This window comes from Bordetella bronchialis, from assembly GCF_001676705.1.
GTDB classification, from domain to species: domain Bacteria; phylum Pseudomonadota; class Gammaproteobacteria; order Burkholderiales; family Burkholderiaceae_B; genus Bordetella_C; species Bordetella_C bronchialis.
The window spans coordinates 5,674,439-5,691,738 of record NZ_CP016170.1 but is presented as its reverse complement, the minus strand read 5'-3'; the positions used below and the strand labels follow the sequence as shown (position 1 = coordinate 5,691,738).

General features: G+C 68.1%; 11 protein-coding genes. 1 reads left to right on the top strand and 10 read right to left on the bottom strand.

Annotation, left to right across the window (positions count from 1 at the left end; all coding sequences use genetic code 11):
* Positions 1-52: 52 nt before the first annotated feature.
* Positions 53-1,186, bottom strand: coding sequence for an ABC transporter substrate-binding protein (locus tag BAU06_RS25000; protein ID WP_066357061.1), 1,134 nt, complete (start codon positions 1,184-1,186; stop codon positions 53-55).
* 571 nt (positions 1,187-1,757) lie between these two features.
* Between BAU06_RS25000 and BAU06_RS24995 the strand changes: the two genes are divergently transcribed.
* Positions 1,758-6,959 carry an autotransporter outer membrane beta-barrel domain-containing protein gene (locus tag BAU06_RS24995; RefSeq protein ID WP_066357055.1) on the top strand — a complete coding sequence of 1,734 codons (5,202 nt, stop codon included), beginning with the start codon at positions 1,758-1,760 and terminating at the stop codon, positions 6,957-6,959.
* Between the two features lie 1,184 nt (positions 6,960-8,143).
* Here the strand turns inward: BAU06_RS24995 and BAU06_RS24990 are convergent.
* From BAU06_RS24990 to BAU06_RS24950, 9 genes are all read right to left on the bottom strand, one after another.
* Positions 8,144-9,145 carry an HpcH/HpaI aldolase/citrate lyase family protein gene (locus BAU06_RS24990; protein WP_066357054.1) on the bottom strand — a complete coding sequence of 334 codons (1,002 nt, stop codon included), beginning with the start codon at positions 9,143-9,145 and terminating at the stop codon, positions 8,144-8,146.
* Entirely contained in the window at positions 9,142-10,134 is a 993-nt protein-coding gene (locus BAU06_RS24985; RefSeq protein WP_066357051.1) for an HpcH/HpaI aldolase/citrate lyase family protein, read from the bottom strand. The genes BAU06_RS24990 and BAU06_RS24985 overlap by 4 nt, the downstream gene beginning before the upstream one ends.
* The gene (locus tag BAU06_RS24980; protein ID WP_066357048.1) at positions 10,131-10,919 is read right to left on the bottom strand and encodes an ABC transporter ATP-binding protein; all 789 of its coding nucleotides are present in this window, start codon (positions 10,917-10,919) and stop codon (positions 10,131-10,133) included. The genes BAU06_RS24985 and BAU06_RS24980 overlap by 4 nt, the downstream gene beginning before the upstream one ends.
* 127 nt (positions 10,920-11,046) lie before the next feature.
* Entirely contained in the window at positions 11,047-12,288 is a 1,242-nt protein-coding gene (locus BAU06_RS24975; protein WP_066357046.1) for an amino acid ABC transporter substrate-binding protein, read from the bottom strand.
* Positions 12,289-12,370: 82 nt separating this feature from the next.
* The gene (locus BAU06_RS24970) at positions 12,371-13,078 is read right to left on the bottom strand and encodes an ABC transporter ATP-binding protein (protein WP_066357040.1); all 708 of its coding nucleotides are present in this window, start codon (positions 13,076-13,078) and stop codon (positions 12,371-12,373) included.
* A gap of 39 nt (positions 13,079-13,117) precedes the next feature.
* Positions 13,118-14,134 carry a branched-chain amino acid ABC transporter permease gene (locus BAU06_RS24965; RefSeq protein ID WP_066357038.1) on the bottom strand — a complete coding sequence of 339 codons (1,017 nt, stop codon included), beginning with the start codon at positions 14,132-14,134 and terminating at the stop codon, positions 13,118-13,120.
* Positions 14,131-14,994: a branched-chain amino acid ABC transporter permease gene (locus BAU06_RS24960; protein WP_066357035.1), complete on the bottom strand. Its 864-nt coding sequence runs from the start codon at positions 14,992-14,994 to the stop codon at positions 14,131-14,133. Before BAU06_RS24960 ends, BAU06_RS24965 begins: the two co-directional genes overlap by 4 nt.
* A gap of 101 nt (positions 14,995-15,095) precedes the next feature.
* Positions 15,096-16,310, bottom strand: a complete 1,215-nt coding sequence (locus BAU06_RS24955) for a CaiB/BaiF CoA transferase family protein (protein WP_066357032.1) — start codon at positions 16,308-16,310, stop codon at positions 15,096-15,098.
* A gap of 48 nt (positions 16,311-16,358) precedes the next feature.
* A complete protein-coding gene (locus tag BAU06_RS24950) occupies positions 16,359-17,228 on the bottom strand; it encodes an HpcH/HpaI aldolase/citrate lyase family protein (protein ID WP_066357025.1) in 870 nt (289 codons plus the stop codon).
* Positions 17,229-17,300: the final 72 nt, after the last annotated feature.

The window sequence follows — 17,300 nt, the reverse complement described above, 5'->3', positions numbered from 1 at the left end:
TGGCCATCGCGGCAGGTGGCGGCCGCCGATGGCGTGGGCGGCGGAACGCCGGTCAGGGGGCCTGCACGGTCGTCCGCGAAACGATCTCCGGCGTGCCGCCCTTGAGCTGCACCAGCACGGCGTCGAAGCCGTAGGCCTGGTGCTTGGCGTCGAAGCGGAATTCGCCGTTCGGGCCCTTGTAGTCGGTCTGCTCCATCGCGGCGCGGATCTTGTCCGGCTCGGCGGCGCCGGCCCGCTGGATGGCGTCCATGATGATGTTCAGCGCGTTGTAGCCGGCCGCGGAATACTTGCCGGGCGCTTCCTTGTAGGCGGCCTGGTAATCGGCGACGAAGGCCTTGTTGGCCGCCGTGTCGATGGTCGCGGCGTAGGGAACCGCGGCGTGTATGCCTTCGGAGGCGTCGCCGGTCAGTTTGACGAAGTCCGCCGTGGCCCAGCTGCCCACCCCGAACACCTTGCTGCTCAGCCCCAGCTCCTTCATCTGCTTGACCACGATGGAGCCGTCCTGCGTTTCGGCGGCGACGAAGATGCCGTCCGGCTTGGCCGCGCGCACCCGGGTCAGCAGGGTGTAGAAATCCGTGGTGCCGTGGTCGAAGTACTCTTTCAGAACGGTCTTGCCGCCCATGGATTCGATCTGGCGCGAGAACTCGTCCACGCCGCCGCGTCCCCAGTCGTCATTGACGCCGATATAGGCGATGGTCTTCAGCTTCAGATTCTTGACCAGGATCTCGGCGAAGGCGTGGGCCATCAGGGCATCGGTCTCGGCCGAGCGGAAGAACCACTTGTTGCCGCGCTCGGTCAGGTCGGTCTTGGACGACACGCCGGACAGCAGGGGCACCTTGTATTTCTCGGCCACCGACATGATCGCGATGGTGGCGGAGCTGCAGAATGCGCCGGAGATGACCGGAACCTGGTCTTTCTGGATGAGCTTTTCCGCCGCGTTGACGGATTTGGCCGGTTGGCATTGGCCGTCCTCGACCACCAGTTCGACCTGCTTGCCCAGCACGCCGCCCTTGGCATTGCGCTGCGCCACCGCGAGCTTGGCGCCGTTCACATCGGCGATGCCGTTGTATGCGACCGAGCCGGTCAGCGGCTGGATCACGCCGATCTTCACCGTGTCGGCGGCCGCGGCCGTGCCGGCGGCCATGAGCGCCGCGAGCGCGGCGCAGCCCATAAAACCCTTGTGCATGTAAGCCCTCCGTTCCGTTGCCGTACTTCACCCTTGCCGGCCGCCGCCCGCCGGCAGAATGCCGGCGGGGCGGTTCGAGAATCTTGCTGAAGACACGCGCCGCGCCATCGCGGTCGCGCCGTCAAATATTAAATGATTGATTAATAAATTTGAAAGGGGAAAAACGCATCCGCGATGGCGGGGTTTTCCCGGGGGGGGCGCGAGCGTCGTGCCACCGTTCGCGGCGTGACGCCGGCGCGACAGGCGGTCATCCGCCCGTTTCGCGTAGGCCGTATGCAGGCTGCCCCGCCTATGCCCTAGGACGCCCGTCGCGCGGGCGCGTTCGATCGGCCGTTGTTCGTCGGGCAGTTCCAGAGACGCGGCCGATGCGGCCGTCATCCCTTTCTACAACCGCGCCGCTCCGGCCGCCGCTCGGTCGCCTTCACGACACCTGTACGTCGTAGTCCATATCGTCAATTGGTTACGCGTCCGATCAGCCGAATCATGGGCCAGCCCCAATGGGCAGCGCCTTCGCTTGCACCGTATTACGCCAAGCGGAGGTCTTCCACCGTTTGACATGGCAGGCCCGAAAATGAATCTGTTCCATAAGACAGTCTGGAATTCGGCCAGGCAGCAGTACATCGTTACGTCGGAAGTCGCGCGCGGACGCGCGAAGTCGGCGTCGTCGTCCTCCAGCCGCGCGCGGCGGGCATTGATGCCCGGTATCGCGTTGTCCTGCCTGGCGGCGGGCATGGCGATGCCGCCCATCGCATCGGCATCGAGTTGCCAGACCGGCACGCCGGGCCAATCGGCACCGGCAGGCGGCCAGTGCACCATCGCGGACTACAACCCGCCCGGCAGCAACGGCGGGGTGGGCGAAGCGGTGGTGGACAACGGGCAGACCGTGACCCTGCGCGGCACATCGGTGGTGGGCACCGGTTACAACGGCAATACCACCGTGCCGGCAAGCACGGTCAACGCGATCTCCGGCAGCTTCGACTCCAGCGCGCTGGTCACCGGGCCGCAGAACGTCGCGGTCAGCGCGCGCAATCCGGCGACCGGCACCAATGTGGTCTTCCGCACCTTCGATTCCGCCGCCTTCCTGGACAAGTCCAATCTGTCCACGCCGGTCAACCAGTTCGAGGACGTGAACGGCGACATGTACTACCAGGCGTCGCTGGGACGCGTGGACAAGACGGGCGGCACGCTGAACGTCAACCTGGGCGCCACGCCTTCCGGCTCGCCGACCTCGAACGGCATCCTGATGGTGTCCAAGCAGACCTACCTGACCTCGGCGGACGGCAGCGGCGCGGCGGACAGCCGTGTCGTTTGGCAATCGCGCAACACCATAGACATGGGCATCGATCCCGGCCTGCCCACGCCCGACCAGAACGGCCGCCTGACGGTGTACGTGCCGGTCACCACCTATGCGGGCACGGTAAGCTTCAATGGGGCGACCTACCAGGTGACCAACGCGGCGGAGCTGGCCGCCTACAACAATGTGCTGGTCGACGCGCTGAAGAACGGCGTGCTGACGTCGCAACTGGAGTACGACACCGCCTTCGCCCAGGCCTATACCACCGTCGACAAACCCGTCACGTACATGACGAACACCTCGGACGGCGACCTGACGCGGACGCCCAACGGCGACCGCTACGCCATACTGGCCAGCGGCGCGCGCGGCAGCGCGACCATCGCCGCGGGGGCGCAGCTGGATATGGTGCGCGCGTCCGGCGCGGTCAAGGCCACGGACGGCGCCACCGTCACCAACGAAGGCATTCTGTCCGGCAACGTGATCCAGCAGGTCGCGCGGGTGGAAAGCGGCGCGCGCTTCGTCAACGCGGCCAGCGGCGTCGTGTCGGCGGGATACCAGGTGGGCGACAAGGCCAACACGGCGACGGATGGCCTGTTCTACTACACCGGCTCGGGCATCATGGCCAGCGATACCGGGACCACGGTCGTGAACCGCGGCGTGGTGAATGTGTCGGGCATGAGCTTCGACGGCTACACCACCACCGGCATCGGCCTGGCCAATGGCGCGGCGGGGACCAACGAAGGCACGATCAACGTCGGCGTGAATCCCGGCTATACGGCCACCGTGGTGGGCGTGAATGTCCGTGGCGGCAGCAGCTTCACCAACACCGCGGGGGGCACCCTGTATATCGGCCGCGCGGCGCAGTACGCCACCGGCGATGCGGTGGCCGATGTCGCCATCGCGGGTCCGACCTATGGCGTGCGCATCATGGACACCGGCGATACGGCCATCAATGACGGCCAGATCGTCATTGGGTCGCAGGCGCAGAACGCGGTGGCGATGTTCTCGACCGCGCCGTTGTCCTCGCTGCTGCAGAACAATGGCACGATCACGATCAACGGGGCGGCGGGTGGCCTGCCCATGGCCAATATCGGCATGCTGGCGGACGATAACGGGGCGGCGGGCACCGGCGCCATCGTGCGCAACGCCGGCGTCATCAACGTCAACGGCGTCAACGGGATAGGGGTGATGGTCAACGCGGATCCCGGCATCGCGGCCAACGCCGAATCCAGCGGCACCATCAACGTCAACGGCAATGCCGATCCCGCCAGCGGCACGCGCAATTTCGGCGTATGGGTGGATGGCGCGCAGGGCAGCGCGTCGGTAACCGGCGCGATCAACCTGGGCGGCACCGGGGGCATAGGCGTATTCGCCCAGCATGGCGGCACGGTGAATGTGGCGGCGGGCTCGGTGCCGCGCTTCCTGGGCGGCACGGACCAGATCGGATTCTTCGCGGCGGGCGCCGGTTCCACCATCAATGTGTCGGCGAGCGCGATGACGGTGGACACCGAACGCTCGACGCTGTTCCGCGTCGCGGACGGCGCGGCTTTCACCGGCGCGTCCTCTGGCGGGGCCTTCGACACCACGGTGTCGGGCACCGACGCCCGCGGGGTGGTCGCCACGGGGCGCGGCACCACGATGTCGACCGGTAATTCGACGTGGCGGGTGACGGGCGCGGCCGGCGCGGCCGGTGGCGCCGTGGCCATCGTCAACGAAGGCGGGGCGGCCGGCACCATCGACGCGGGCACCGTCATCATGCTGTCGCGCGGCGGCGCGACGGCCGGCATCGTGGACGGACAGGGCCACGACCTGACGGGCGCGGCCTGGGGCGATCCGGTCGCCACCACACTGACCAACAACGCCGCCATACAGTCGGCCACGGACGGCGTGACGGGCTTCGCGGCGCGCAACCTGGGCACCCTGGTCAACAACAACAACGTCGTGCTGTCGGGCCGCTCGTCCATCGGCGTCGTCGTCGGGGCCCAGGGCGCGGTGCGGAACAACTCGACCATACAGGTCTCGCATGGCGACGGCGCGCTGGTGCAGGGGGCCAATGCATGGCTGGAGAACAACGGGATCATCCAGGCCAATGACGGCAACGCGGCCGTGCACCTGACCGGCGCGGGCGCATCGGTGGCTTTCTCCGGCAACGGGCTGATCCAGGCGCAGGGCACTGCCGACGGCATCCTGCTGGACGCGACGGCGACGGGCGGCAGCGTGGTGGGCACGGCGGGCACCATAGTCGTGAGCGGGACCGGGATGGCGATGAACAACCAGGCCGCGGGCGGCGTGATCGCCTTGACGGACACGCTGATCTCTACCAGCGGCTCGGGCTCCGCGGGTATCAGTTCATCGGGCGCCAACGGCGACGTGCTGGTGACGGGCGGGCACATCGCCACTACCGGCGCGGGTGCGGCCGGCATCCATATCAGCAGCGCGGGCACCTTGCAGCTGTCCAATGCCACCGTCGCGACGGCGGGCGAGCTGGCCTCGGGGATCATGCTCGATAGCGGGGCGACCGCGGCATTGATGGGCGCATCGGTGACGACCACGGGTCCCAATGCGGCGGCCTTGCAGGTGGAAGGCCCGGCCGGCGCGGCAAGCGCCAGCGGCAGCGCGCTGCGCAGCGCGGGCGGGCCGGGCGTGCTGGCCAACGCGGGCGGCGCGGTGGCGCTGAACGACACCGCTGTCCAAGGCGGAACGGCGGCGATCGCGGTCACGGACACCAGCGGCACCGGCAACGTGTCGACGATTTCGGTAAGCGGCGGTTCCCTGTCCGCGCAAGCGGGCCACGCGATCGACGTCACGGGGGCGCGGGCCAACATCAGCGTGCGCGCCGGCACGACGATCACGGCGGCATCGGGCACGCTGCTGAACCTGCGCAACGCCAGCGTGGTCAATCTGGACGCGCAGGGCGTGACGCTGAACGGCGACCTGATCGCCGACGCCGGCAGCAGCGGATCGGTGGCCCTGCGCAACGGCACCGTGCTGACGGGCCGCATCGATCCGCTGGCGGTTAGCATCGATACGAGCAGCACCTGGAATGTCACCGCGTCTTCGGAGACGGCGGCGCTGTCCAACGCCGGAACCATCGCCTTCATGGCGCCGACCGGCGATCCCACGCAGGCGGCGAGCTACAAGACGATCACGGCCAGCAGCTACGCCGGCAACAACGGAACCATCGCGCTGAACACCTACGTCGCGGGAGACGGCGCGCCATCCGACCGCCTGGCGATCGACGGGGGCGGCGCGACGGGCACGACGGCGCTGCGCATCCAGAATACCGGCGGACGCGGGGCGCGCACCACGGGCGACGGCATCAACGTGGTAACGGTGACGAACGGCGGGACGACGGCTCCCGGGGCTTTCCAGCTGGCGGCGCCGGTGCAGGCGGGGGCCTACGAGTATCTGCTGTACCGCGGGGGCAGTACCAGCGCGGACGATTACTTCCTGCGGTCATCGCTGGGCGGTCCGTCGTCTCCCGGCGATCCGACGCCCGCCGGTCCCCCGGCATACCGCCCCGCGGTGGCAGGCTACGCCATGATGCCCGCCTTGAACCTGGACTACGGGTTCAGCATGCTGGGCCGGCTGCATGAGCGGGTGGGCGATGTGTATGCCACGGAGCAGGCGCAGAAAGGCAACAGGAACGGCTTCTGGGGGCGCATAGGCGGCGACGGGCTGAATGCGGATTCGGGTGACCGGTTCTCGGTGAACCAGCACACCTTCTTCATGCAGTTCGGCAAGGACTGGACCTTGTCGCAGTCCGCGGAGGGCGGCAGCACGCATGCGGGCGTGACGGCGACGCTGGGCGTGTCCAATGCGGATTTCAAGGACGGCAAGCGGGATCTGAATCCGACCCTATCGGACAAGGCGGGCAGCGCGACGACGCAGGCGCAGAGCCTGGGCGGGTACTACACGAAGTACTGGCAAGATGGCAGCTACTGGGATTCGGTGGGCCAGGTGACGCACTACCGGAACAAGTACGACGACGTGTATGGCAACGGGGCCAACCAGAATGGCGTGGGGGTGGCGTTGTCGCAGGAGGTCGGCAAGCCGTTCTTCCTGATGCCCAAGCTGGCGATCGAGCCGCAGGCGCAGCTGATGTACCAGTACCTGAAGCTGGATAGTTTCGATGACGGGGTGTCCCGGGTGTCGGGGAATAGCAGCAACGGGGTGCGGGGCCGATTGGGCTTCCGCTTGTTCGCGCCTAACGTAAAGACAGAGGACGGGGCGGGGTCGGGGACGCCTTACCTGACTTTCGACGTGCTGCACGATTTCGTGCCGCCGCGCGCGGTGACGGTGGGGGGGACGTCTGTGCGGTCGGATTTCGGCAGGACCTGGGGGGAGGTGGGGGTCGGGATCAATCAGGTCGTCGGGAAGGGGGGGCAGCTATATGCCAACTTCAAACTGGCGAAGAATTTCGGCGGGGAGGAGCGGAAGGGGATATTCGGGCAGGTCGGATATCGGTATAGCTGGTAGCTGTGGGGGCGGGCCGTTGCAGGGCGTCTTTCTCATGTCATCCTTGGATGGGCGCTTGCGGAGGTCGTCTTTGTCATGCCGTCCGTCGGTGGAGATGCCTGTCGTGTCCGGCCCGCTCGGGCGGTCCAGGGCCTTCGCCCTGGACTACCGCTTCGTCTTCCTCCTTCGGCGGCCGAACGGGCGTTGGGTTTCTTGCGGTTTTTTTGCCCGGCCGTCCTACGTACGGAAGCCCTCGCGCGCCCTCGGACGGGCCGGCCCCGACAGGCATCTCCCCCGCCGGACTCACGGGTTGCCTTAGAGCCGGTCGTTGGGGCGGCTCGTGTTCTTGGCGCTTCGTGGGCTTTGTCTGTGGCCCAAGAATGATCTGCCGTTGCCCGTCGTTTTAGGGCCGCCCTGCGCGGCCCGAAAACGCCTACGCGGTCGCGGCATGCGGCGGCTGCAGGTATTGCGGCGGTTGCTGGTGATCCACGGGTGTTGGTAATGCGACGGTCGCTTGTAATGCGGCAGTCGGCGAATCGGAGTGGAATCTTGGCCCGCGCAGGGGTGGGGGAGACAAGGCGGTGTGGCGGGCCGCCCGCCGGCCCGCCACACCGTGGCACCGAGGCACCGAGGCATTTCACGGATCCTGGCAACCGCCGCATGCCCCGACCGCGTAGGCGTTTCCGGGCCGCGCAGGGCGGCCCGGAAACGACGGGCAACGCAAGATCTTTCTTACCCCGAACACGCGACCCCCGAAGGGCCAAGAACACCGCCCGCCCCAGCGACCGCCTCTAAGGCACCCCGTGAGTCCGGCGGGGAAGATGCCTGTCGGGGCCGGCCCGTCCGAGGGCGCGCGAGGGCTTCCGTACGTAGGACGGCCGGGCAAAAAAGCCGCAAGAAAAACACCGCCACTTCGGCCGCCGAAGGAGGAAGACGAAGCGGCAGTCCAGGGCGAAGGCCCTGGACCGCCCGAGCGGGCCGGACACGACAGGCATCTCCCCCGACGGACGGCATGAGAAAGAAGACCTCCGCAAGCGACATCCCAAGACGGCAAGAGCAAGAAGACCTCCGCAAGCGACATCCCAAGACGGCATGAGCAAGAAGACCTCCGCAAGCGACATCCCAAGACGGCAAGAGCAAGAAGACCTTCGCAAGCGACATCCCAAGACGGCATGAGCAAGAAGATCCACGACGACATCGCCCGTTCAGTCGCGGGCGATTCGATCGATCAGGGCCTGGCGGTGTCGCAGCTGCCTGGCTTGTTTCAGGTGTGCCATGTCGATCAGGACGCCGCCATCGCCGACCGCGCCTTGGCCCGACCGGTTGGTTTCCTCGATCAGAGCCTCCACATGCGCAGCCCACTCCAACTGCGCCGCCGTCGGCGAAAAGGCTTCGTTCGCCATATCGATCTGGGAAGGATGGATCGCCCATTTGCCTTCGAAGCCCAGGGCCGCGGCGCGGGCGGCGCAGGCTTGGTAGCCTTCGGTGTCCCGGAAGTCCGTGTAGGGACCGTCGACCGGGCGCAGGCCGTAGGCGCGGCAGGCGTTGGCGATGCGGGCCATGGCGAAGTGCCATTGGTCGTTCCAGTGCCGCTGCCGCGCGCCGTTGCCGGCGGCGGATGTCAGCACGGCGTAGCGCTCGCTGGGGGTGCCGAACACCGCATCGTAGGTTCGCATGTCCACGGTGTAGTCGCCCACGCCGAAAATCATGGCTTCCAGGCGGGGGGAGGATGCGGCGATGGCCTCGGCGTTGGCCACGCCCAGCGCGGTTTCGATCAGGACCTCGATGCCCACGCGCTTGGGGCGGCCGGTTTCGCGTTCGATCAGCGTCAGCAATTGGTCGACGAACTGGACGTCGAAGGCCGAGCCGGCCTTGGGTAGCAGGATCAGGTCCAGGCGCGGGGCCTGCCGGGCAACGTCGAGGATATCGCGGTGGGCCCACGGCGTGTCCAGGCCGTTCACGCGCACGGCCATGGTCTTGCGGCCCCAATCGATCTCGTTGAGCGCGGCGATGGCCTGGGCACGGGCCTGGTCCTTGGCGGCGGGCGCCACGGCGTCCTCCAGGTCCAGGAAGACGACGTCCGCCGCGCTGGCGGCGGCCTTGGCGAAGAAACGCGGGTTGGTCGCCGGGACGGCCAGTTCGGAACGCTGCAGGCGTTGGGGTCGTGGGGGGATGGTGACGGGCGGATGGTGCGGGGTTGGCGTCATGGCGTGGGCTTCCGTTTCGCGATGGCGTGCGCCAGGCGCAGCAGGCGCCGGGCGGGCGGGATCAGGTCGACCGCCACGAACGCGCTATCCATGACGCTGGTGCCATGGCCACGCGCGATCTGCGCGTCGTAGGCGGCGACGAGGCGGGCGGCGTGTTCGATTTCGGCTTCGGTGGGCGAGAAGATGTCGTTCACCACGTCCACCTGGTTGGGATGGAACACCACCTTGCCGGCGTAGCCCATCGCGCGGGCCACCACGGCGTCTTCGCGCGTGGCCTGGGCGTTCTTGACGTCCTGGAAGTAGGCGGCGTCGATGGCTTGCAGCCCGGCGGCCGCCGCGGCCGCGGCGATGGTGGCGCGGGGGTAGTGCAGCGTGGCTTCGGTGACGGCGGCGCCCAGTGCGGAGGTATAGTCGCCCGAGCCGAAGAAAAGGGCGCTGGTGCGCGGTACGGCGTCGGCGATGTCCAGCGCGCGCAGGACGCCGCGCGGCGTCTCGATAAGGGCGATCAGTTCGATGGGGCGGTCGCGGCCGCGGTCGGCATGCAGGGCGAGCAGGCGCGCGTCGACGGCGCGCAACATGTCGGCGGATTCGACCTTGGGGACCATGATGCTGTCCAGCCGGTCGAAGGGCAGGGCGGCGAGATCGTCGCCGCCATACGGCGTGTCGAGGGCGTTGATGCGTACGCAATACTCCAGGGGCGGTGCGCGGTTCCCGCCGGGCGTGGAGGAAGGCCGGTCCGCGTCGGCTGCCGGTGACCCCGGCAGGCTGGACGCGGCCGGCGCTTGCCGCAGCACGGCCGCCACGCAGCGTCGCGCCTCCGCCTTTTGCGCGGGCGGAACGCCGTCCTCCAGGTCGTAGACCAGTACATCGGCGCCGTAGGTGGCGGCCTTGCGCAGGCGGTCTTCGCGGTTGCCGGGCGTCATCAACAGGGTGCGCCGCAGGCGCGGCGCCGGCCCGGCCCCGGCTTCCTTGGCAATCCTGGCGCTCATGCGTCGATGGCCTCGGCGTCATGCGCGGCGGCGACCAGTCGGTCGATCTCCTCCGGGACTTCGCCCAGGAACAGCCGTTGCACGTTGGGGTTGTCCAGCAGTTCGCGGCCGGAGCCGGCGTAGACGACCTGGCCGGTGTGCATGACGTAGCCGTGGTCGGCGATCTGCAGCGCGCGCGAGGCCTTCTGTTCCACCATGATGACGGTCAGGCCGGAGGCCGAGAGTTCCACCAGTTTCTCGAAGACGGCGTTGACGAACTTCGGCGACAGGCCCAGGGACGGTTCGTCCAGGATGATGGCCGTGGGCGAGGTCATCAGCGCCCTGGCGATGGCCAGCATCTGCTGTTCGCCGCCGCTCATGGTGCCGGCCAGTTGCCGCATGCGCTGGCCGATCACGGGAAAGGTCGCAACGACGCGCTCCAGGGCCTGTCCGATGCGCGCGCGGTCCTTGCCCAGGATATAGGCGCCGATGTCCAGGTTCTCGCGCACCGTCATGTCGGGCAGCACGATGCGTCCTTGCGGGACGAAGGCCAGGCCGCGCGCCAGGCGCTTGTGCGGGGCCTCGCGGGTGACGTCGGCGCCGCCCACCAGCACGCGGCCCTTCCATGCGGGCAGCAGCCCGGCCGCGGCCTTGATCGCGGTGGACTTGCCGGCCCCGTTGGACCCGATGACGGCGGTGATGCCGCCGCTGGCGAAACGCATGCTGGCATTGCGCACCACCGCCACGTCGCCGTAGCCGGTGGTGACGCCCTGCATGTCCAGGAAAACCGCTTGGTCTGTGCTCATGCGAACCTTCCTTGCAATGCCGTCCTGAGCCTTGCGGTGCGGTGCGGTGCGGTGCCATGCCATGCCATGCCATGCCGCGCCGCGCCCCGGAGGGAAATCCCGCTTCCGCCCGTCCGGTACGACGCAATCAGCGTTTGTTCCACGCAGGCATCGGAATCACCGCATCGGTGGTCTTCAGGTCCGTGGGCATGACGATCTCGCGCTTGCCGTCGCGTACCTGCACGAGCAGGCCGGTCACGCCCACCTGCTTGCCGGTCTTCGGGTCCACCTTGTGGTGGCCCATTACGGTGTCGACCTCCAGGGTGGTCAGGACCTCGCGCAGCTTGTCCTGGTCCAGCGAGCCGGCGGCCTTGACGGCGGCCTCCATGACGGTGGCGCCGGCGTAGGAGAAGGCGGAGTAATAGCCCGGATCGCTCTTGTAGGTTTGCTGGTAGGCCTTGACGAACTCGACGTTGCCCTGGGTCTTCAGGGATGGCTCGTACAGCGACATGCCGAAGGCGTATTCGCCGTCCTTGCCGGATGCCTTCAGGAAGTCGTCGATGGATACGCCGTTGTGCACGAAGACCTTGGGCAGGTAGTTGGACGCCTTGAACTGGCGCACCATCTCGATGGCCTCGTTGGGATAGCCCACGGATACCCAGATGTCGGGCTGCGACTGCCTGGCCTGCGCGATCATCGACGAAAAATCCGTGGTGCCGGCGGGGAAGAACTCCGATGCCAGGACCTTCAGGTTGCGCTTCTCGGCTATCGCCTTGATGGACTTCTCCATGTCGCGCGCGGCGGGATAGTCGCGCCCGAAAAAGGCGATGGTCTTCAGGTTGTACTTTTCCGCCAGGGGGCCGACGCTGGCGACGTAGGCGCTGATGGGCGCGGCGGTCTGGAAGACGTATTTGTAGCCGCGCTCCTGGATCTGCTCGGATGCGCCGCCGGAGTTGAAGAAGATGCGCTTATGGCGGTTCGCGACACCGGACGCCGTCGCGGCGGAGGCCGAGCCCCAGGGCCCGAACAGCAGGTCCACATTGTCGTCGGTGATCAGCTTTTCGTACAGGCGCGCCGCGGTCGCCGGATCGCTGCGATCGTCGTACACGATCAGCTCGACCTTGCGGCCCAGCAGGCCGCCGCGGGCGTTGACCTGGTCGCGCCACAGGGCGACGCCTTCCCAGTAATGCTTGGCGCTGTCGGCCAGGTTGCCGGACTGGGACAGCGCCACGCCCACGCGTATCGGCTTGCTTTCCTGCGCCACCGCGCCGCCCGCCATGCCGGCGGCGGCCATGGCCATCGCCAGGGCGGCCGCGGCCTTCATCGCGCGGCCCATGCAAAGGCGGCGCAGTGCGTCCACCGGGCCCTTTTCCAGCAGCTGCTTCTTCATGTCTCGTCTCCTCCGTTATAGAGCCGTCCATGCTCGCGGGCCGGGCGGCGCGTGTGGACCAGGGGCGGTCCCGGGCATGCCTTCAGAAGTACGCCTCCTTGACGCGTTCGTCGGCGCGGATGGCCGCGGCATCGCCGTGGGCGATGATCTGGCCTTCGGCCAGCACGTAGAGGTCATCGCAGATTTCCAGCACGATGCGCATCTCGTGGTCGATGAAGAACACCGTCAGTCCCTGGTCCCGCAGGGACTGCAGGTGCTCGACGATGCGGTTCTGCAGCCGGGGGTTGATGCCGGCGAAGGGTTCGTCCAGCAGCATCACGCGCGGTGCCAGCATCAGCGCGCGGGCGATCTCCACCAGCTTGCGCTGGCCGTAGGAGAGCTCGGCGCCCCATTTGTCGCGCAGCGCGGGAATCTCCAGGAAATCCAGCAGCTCCAGGGCGCGCTGTACGGCATCGGCGTCGGACATTCCGTGCGCGACGGCGACCAGGTTCTCCAGCACCGTCAGTTCCGAGAACAGCCGCGATATCTGGAAGGTGCGGCCCAGGCCGCGCCGGCAGATTTCCGCGGGCGAGGTGTGCGCCAGGTCCTTGCCGTCGAACAGGACGCGGCCCGCATCGGGCGGCAGCGTGCCGGCGACGATGTTGAACAGGGTGGATTTGCCCGAGCCGTTCGGCCCGATCACGCCCGTGATGGACCCGCGCGCGACGCGCAGGCTGGCTCCGTCCAGCGCCACGCGCCCGCCGAAGCTCTTGCGTACGTCTTCCACCACCAGGATGTCTTCTTGCGCCATGCGCCGCTCCCTTTGTGTCTTGCCCCCGCCGTGACCGTCTCAACTCAAACGCTTGCGCGGCAATCGCGTCGGATCGCCGATGCTTTGCTTGCGCGCGGGCGGGGCCGCGGCCCCGCGCCGTTCCGCCAGCCGGCGCAGATGGCCGCGCGCCACCGGCACCCACTTCCAGGCGTGCCGCTGCGCGAAGTTGACGATGCCGCGCGGCATGAACAGCACGGCGACCAGGATGATCGCGCCCACCAGCGCCAGGTAGATTTCCGGCAACCGCGCCCACAGCACTTCGTTCACCACGGATAGCGCCAGCGCCCCGACCAGCGGGCCCAGCACCGTGCCCATGCCGCCCAGCAAGACCATGGCGATGACCGTCAGCTCGGTCATGGGCGCGAATGCGGTGGTGGGGTCGATGAAGCCCAGATAGCAGGCGTAAAGGCAGCCCAGCGCGCCGGGCATGAAGGCCGAGGCGATGAAGGTGCCCACCTTCAGCCGCGTGGTGCGGACCCCCAGCGCGGCGGCCGCGGTCTCGTCCTCGCGGATGGAAAGCAGCTGCAGCCCCAGCCGCGAGTTGTCCAGGCGCCAGGTGGCGATGGCCAGCGCCAGTACCACCGCGCCGGCCGCGTAGTACACCAGCTCCAGGTCCACCGCCGTCAGGTACAGCCCCGTGCCGCCCTGCGTGATGTTGTCCAGGCCCAGCGCCAGCGATTCGCAGACGCGCGCGATGCCGAACATGCCGATGGCGAAGAACGGCCCTTTCAGGCGCAGCATGATGGATCCGAGCAGGGCGGCGCACACGGAGGCGAACACGGCGGCCATCAGCGTCGCCCAGGGCCAGGCGATGTCGTTGCCGATGGCGATGGCGCCCACGTAGGCGCCCAGGCCGAAGAAGGTAACCTGCCCGAAATGCGTGTAGCCGGCATAGCCGCCGATCAGGTTCCAGGAATAGGCCAGCCCGATGAAGATAAAGGTCTGCACCAGGAAGGACATCAGGTAGGAGCCGGCATACAGGGGCGCGACGGCGGCGGCCAGCAGGACGGCGGCAAGCAGCAGGGCGTATCTCATGCGCGCGCTCCCATGCCGAAGATGCCTCGGGGGCGGAAGATCAGCACGATCAGCATGGCCAGGAATACCGTGGCGGCGCCCAGCACCTGTCCGTAGAAGTAGCCCGCGAAGACTTCCAGCACGCCCATCATCAGCGCGGCCAGCATGGCGCCGGGATAGCTGCCCATGCCGCCCACGATGATGACGGCAAAGGCCTTGATGCCGAAGCGTGCGCCCAGTTGCGCGTCCGACGCGAAGGTGGGCGCCAGCAGTACGCCGGCCAGGCCGGCCATCGCCGCGCCCAGCGCGAAGGTCACGTTGCGCACCTGGTTGATGGAGATGCCCGATATCACCGCCAGCTCCGGGGCCTGCGAAACCGAGCGTATGGCCTTGCCGTAGCGCGTGGCCTGCAGGAACCACCACACGCCCAGCGTCGCCGCCATGGCGACCAGGAAGGACACCAGCCGCGACAGCGGAATATCCATGCCCGCGATCGCCACCGAGCCGCCCAGCACGGTGGGCAGGCCGCGATAGCCGCCGCCCCAGATCAGGATGGCGACGTTGACGATGATGGTGGACAGCGCGAAGGTGGCCAGCAGCGACATGATCATGGGGCCGTCGGCGATGCGCCGTATCACGATCCACTGCATGGCCAGGCCCAGGGCGGCCGTCAGCAGCGGCGCCAGTACCAGCGCGGCGATGTAGGGCAGGTGCATGCCCGCCACCAGCGACACGGTGGTCAGCGCGCCGACCGCCAGCAGGTCGCCGTGGGCGAAGTTGATCACCCGCATGACGCCGAACACCAGATTCAGGCCGCAGGCCATCAGGGCGTACAGGCCGCCCAGCAGGATGCCGGCCACGAACAATTCGATGAAAGGCACGATGATGTCTCCTCCGTTGCGCCGCGTGCGTCGCGGCGCCGTCTCCAGCGTCGACAGGCCTTGCGCCGCCGTGCGCGGCGTCTTCCGCTGGCGCCGCGCGCCTAGATCACGCCGGCGCGCATCAGCGCCTCGATGCGCGCTTCCGACAGGCCCAGGCGCTGGCGGTAGACCTCGTCGTTGTGCTCGCCCAGCGCTGGGCCCAGCCGGTCTATGCCGCCCGGGGTGTCCGTCAGCCGCGGCACCACATTGGGCACCGCGTACTCGCCCACGCGCTCGTCCTTGAAATGCACGATGTTGCCGCGCGCGGCGTACTGCGGGTCTTCGAATATCTCGTCGATGGCGTAGACCGGGCCGCAGGGCACCTGGTGTTCCTCGCAGCGGCGCAGGACTTCGTCGCGCGTGTATTGCGCGCTCCAGGCGCCGACGTATTCGTCGACCTGCGCCCGTTCGGCCTCGCGTTGCGTGATGGTCCCCCATTTGCCGGCGCCGCCGAACTCCGGCACGCCCATGGCGTGGGCCAGGCGTTCGAAGATCTTGTCGCTGGTGCAGGCGATCGCCACCCAGCGTCCGTCCCGGGTCGGATAGTGGCTGTGCGGCACCACATTCACCGTGCCGGGCCCCATGCGCTGGCGCACATAGCCTTTCATCTTGTAGGCCGGCGCCAGCTCGTCCAGGATGCGGAATATCGGTTCGTACAGGCCGATGTCCACCACCTGCCCGCGGCCGGTCTTGGCCAGCGACTGCAGGGCCAGCAGGACGCCCAGCGCGCCGTACAGGCCCGCCATGTAGTCCGGGATGGTGGCCGAGCCGGGCGTTACCGGCGGCCGGTCCGGATAGCCGGCCAGATAGGACAGCCCGCCGAAGGCGTTGCCGATGCGGCCGAAGCCGGGACGCCCGCTATAGGGTCCGGTCTGCCCGTAGCCCGATATGCGCACCATGATCAGGCGCGGGTTCACTTCCTTCAGCACATCCCAGCCCAGGTTCCACTTTTCCAGCGTGCCGGGCTGGAAGTTTTCCACCAGCACGTCGGCATCCTTGACCAGGGCCTTCAGCAGTTCCGCGCCTTCGGGCTTGCGCAAATCCAGCGTGGCCGACTTCTTGTTGCGGCACTCGGACAGCCAGGGCAGGGAATCGCCCGATGGCGTGATGGTGCCGAAGCGCCGCAGCGCATCGCCCACGCCGGGCAGTTCCAGCTTGATGACGTCCGCGCCGAACTCGGCCAGCTGGGTCGAGCAGAACGGCCCGGCAAGAAAACTCGATACGTCGATCACTTTCAGGTGATCCAGGGGCCGTACCGCGGCCGCTGCGTTAGCCATGGGTGTCTCCTCCCGTGCGCGCGGACTGCGTGGTCCGCGCTTCGATGGTTACTGCTTCTGGGTTTTCGCGGCCAATGCCATGACGCGCCGCGCGGCGTAGACGATGGGGTAGTCGATGAACTGGCCGTCCAGCTGGATGGCCGAGGATCCCTGCGCCTCGGCCTGCGCGAAGGCGTCCAGCACGCGGCGGGCGCGGGCGATCTGCGCCTCGGTCGGCGAGAAGGCGGCGTTCACTACCGGCACCTGGTCGGGGTGGATGCACAGCTTGCCCTGGAATCCCAGTTCGCGCGCCTTGCGTGCCGAGGCCGCGCAGCCTTCCGGGTCCTGCAGGTTCACCCATACGGTGTCCAGCGGGGCTTCGATGCCCGCCGCGCGGGAATGCAGCACGACCTGGGCGCGGTAGGCGTTGAGCTCGTCCTCGTCGCGGGTCCATGTCAGGTCCAGGTCAAGCGTGAAGTCGCCCGCGCCGAAGGCGACGCGCTTCACGCGGGGCGTGGCGCCGAGCATGCGCGGCAGCTCGGCCAGGCCGCGAGCGGTCTCTATGATGGGTATCAGGTCCACGCCGCCTTCCGGCATGCCGCGTTCGCGCTCCATTTGCCGTATCAGCCAGTCCGCCGTGGAGAGCTCGCCGGCCGATTCCACCTTGGGCAGCACCACGCCGTCCAGGCCGGGCCGCACGGTTTCGGTGAGATCGCCGTAGGCGAATTCCGTGGACAGGGGATTGACGCGCACATAGCCCAGGCCGCGCCGCGGCCGCGCGATGGCCTCGCTGACCTTGGCGCGGCTGGCGACCTTCTCGGAGATGGCGCAGGCGTCTTCCAGGTCCAGGATGACCGCATCGGCATCCAGCGTGAAGGCCTTCTCCACCCGCCTCGGGTGGTTGGCGGGCGCGAACAGAAAAGACCTGAACACCGTCATGCGTATCTCCCTTCCGTCCGGCCGGCGCCGGTCTGCTTGCCGCGCCAGGCTGTGCGAAATGTGCGTTTGTAC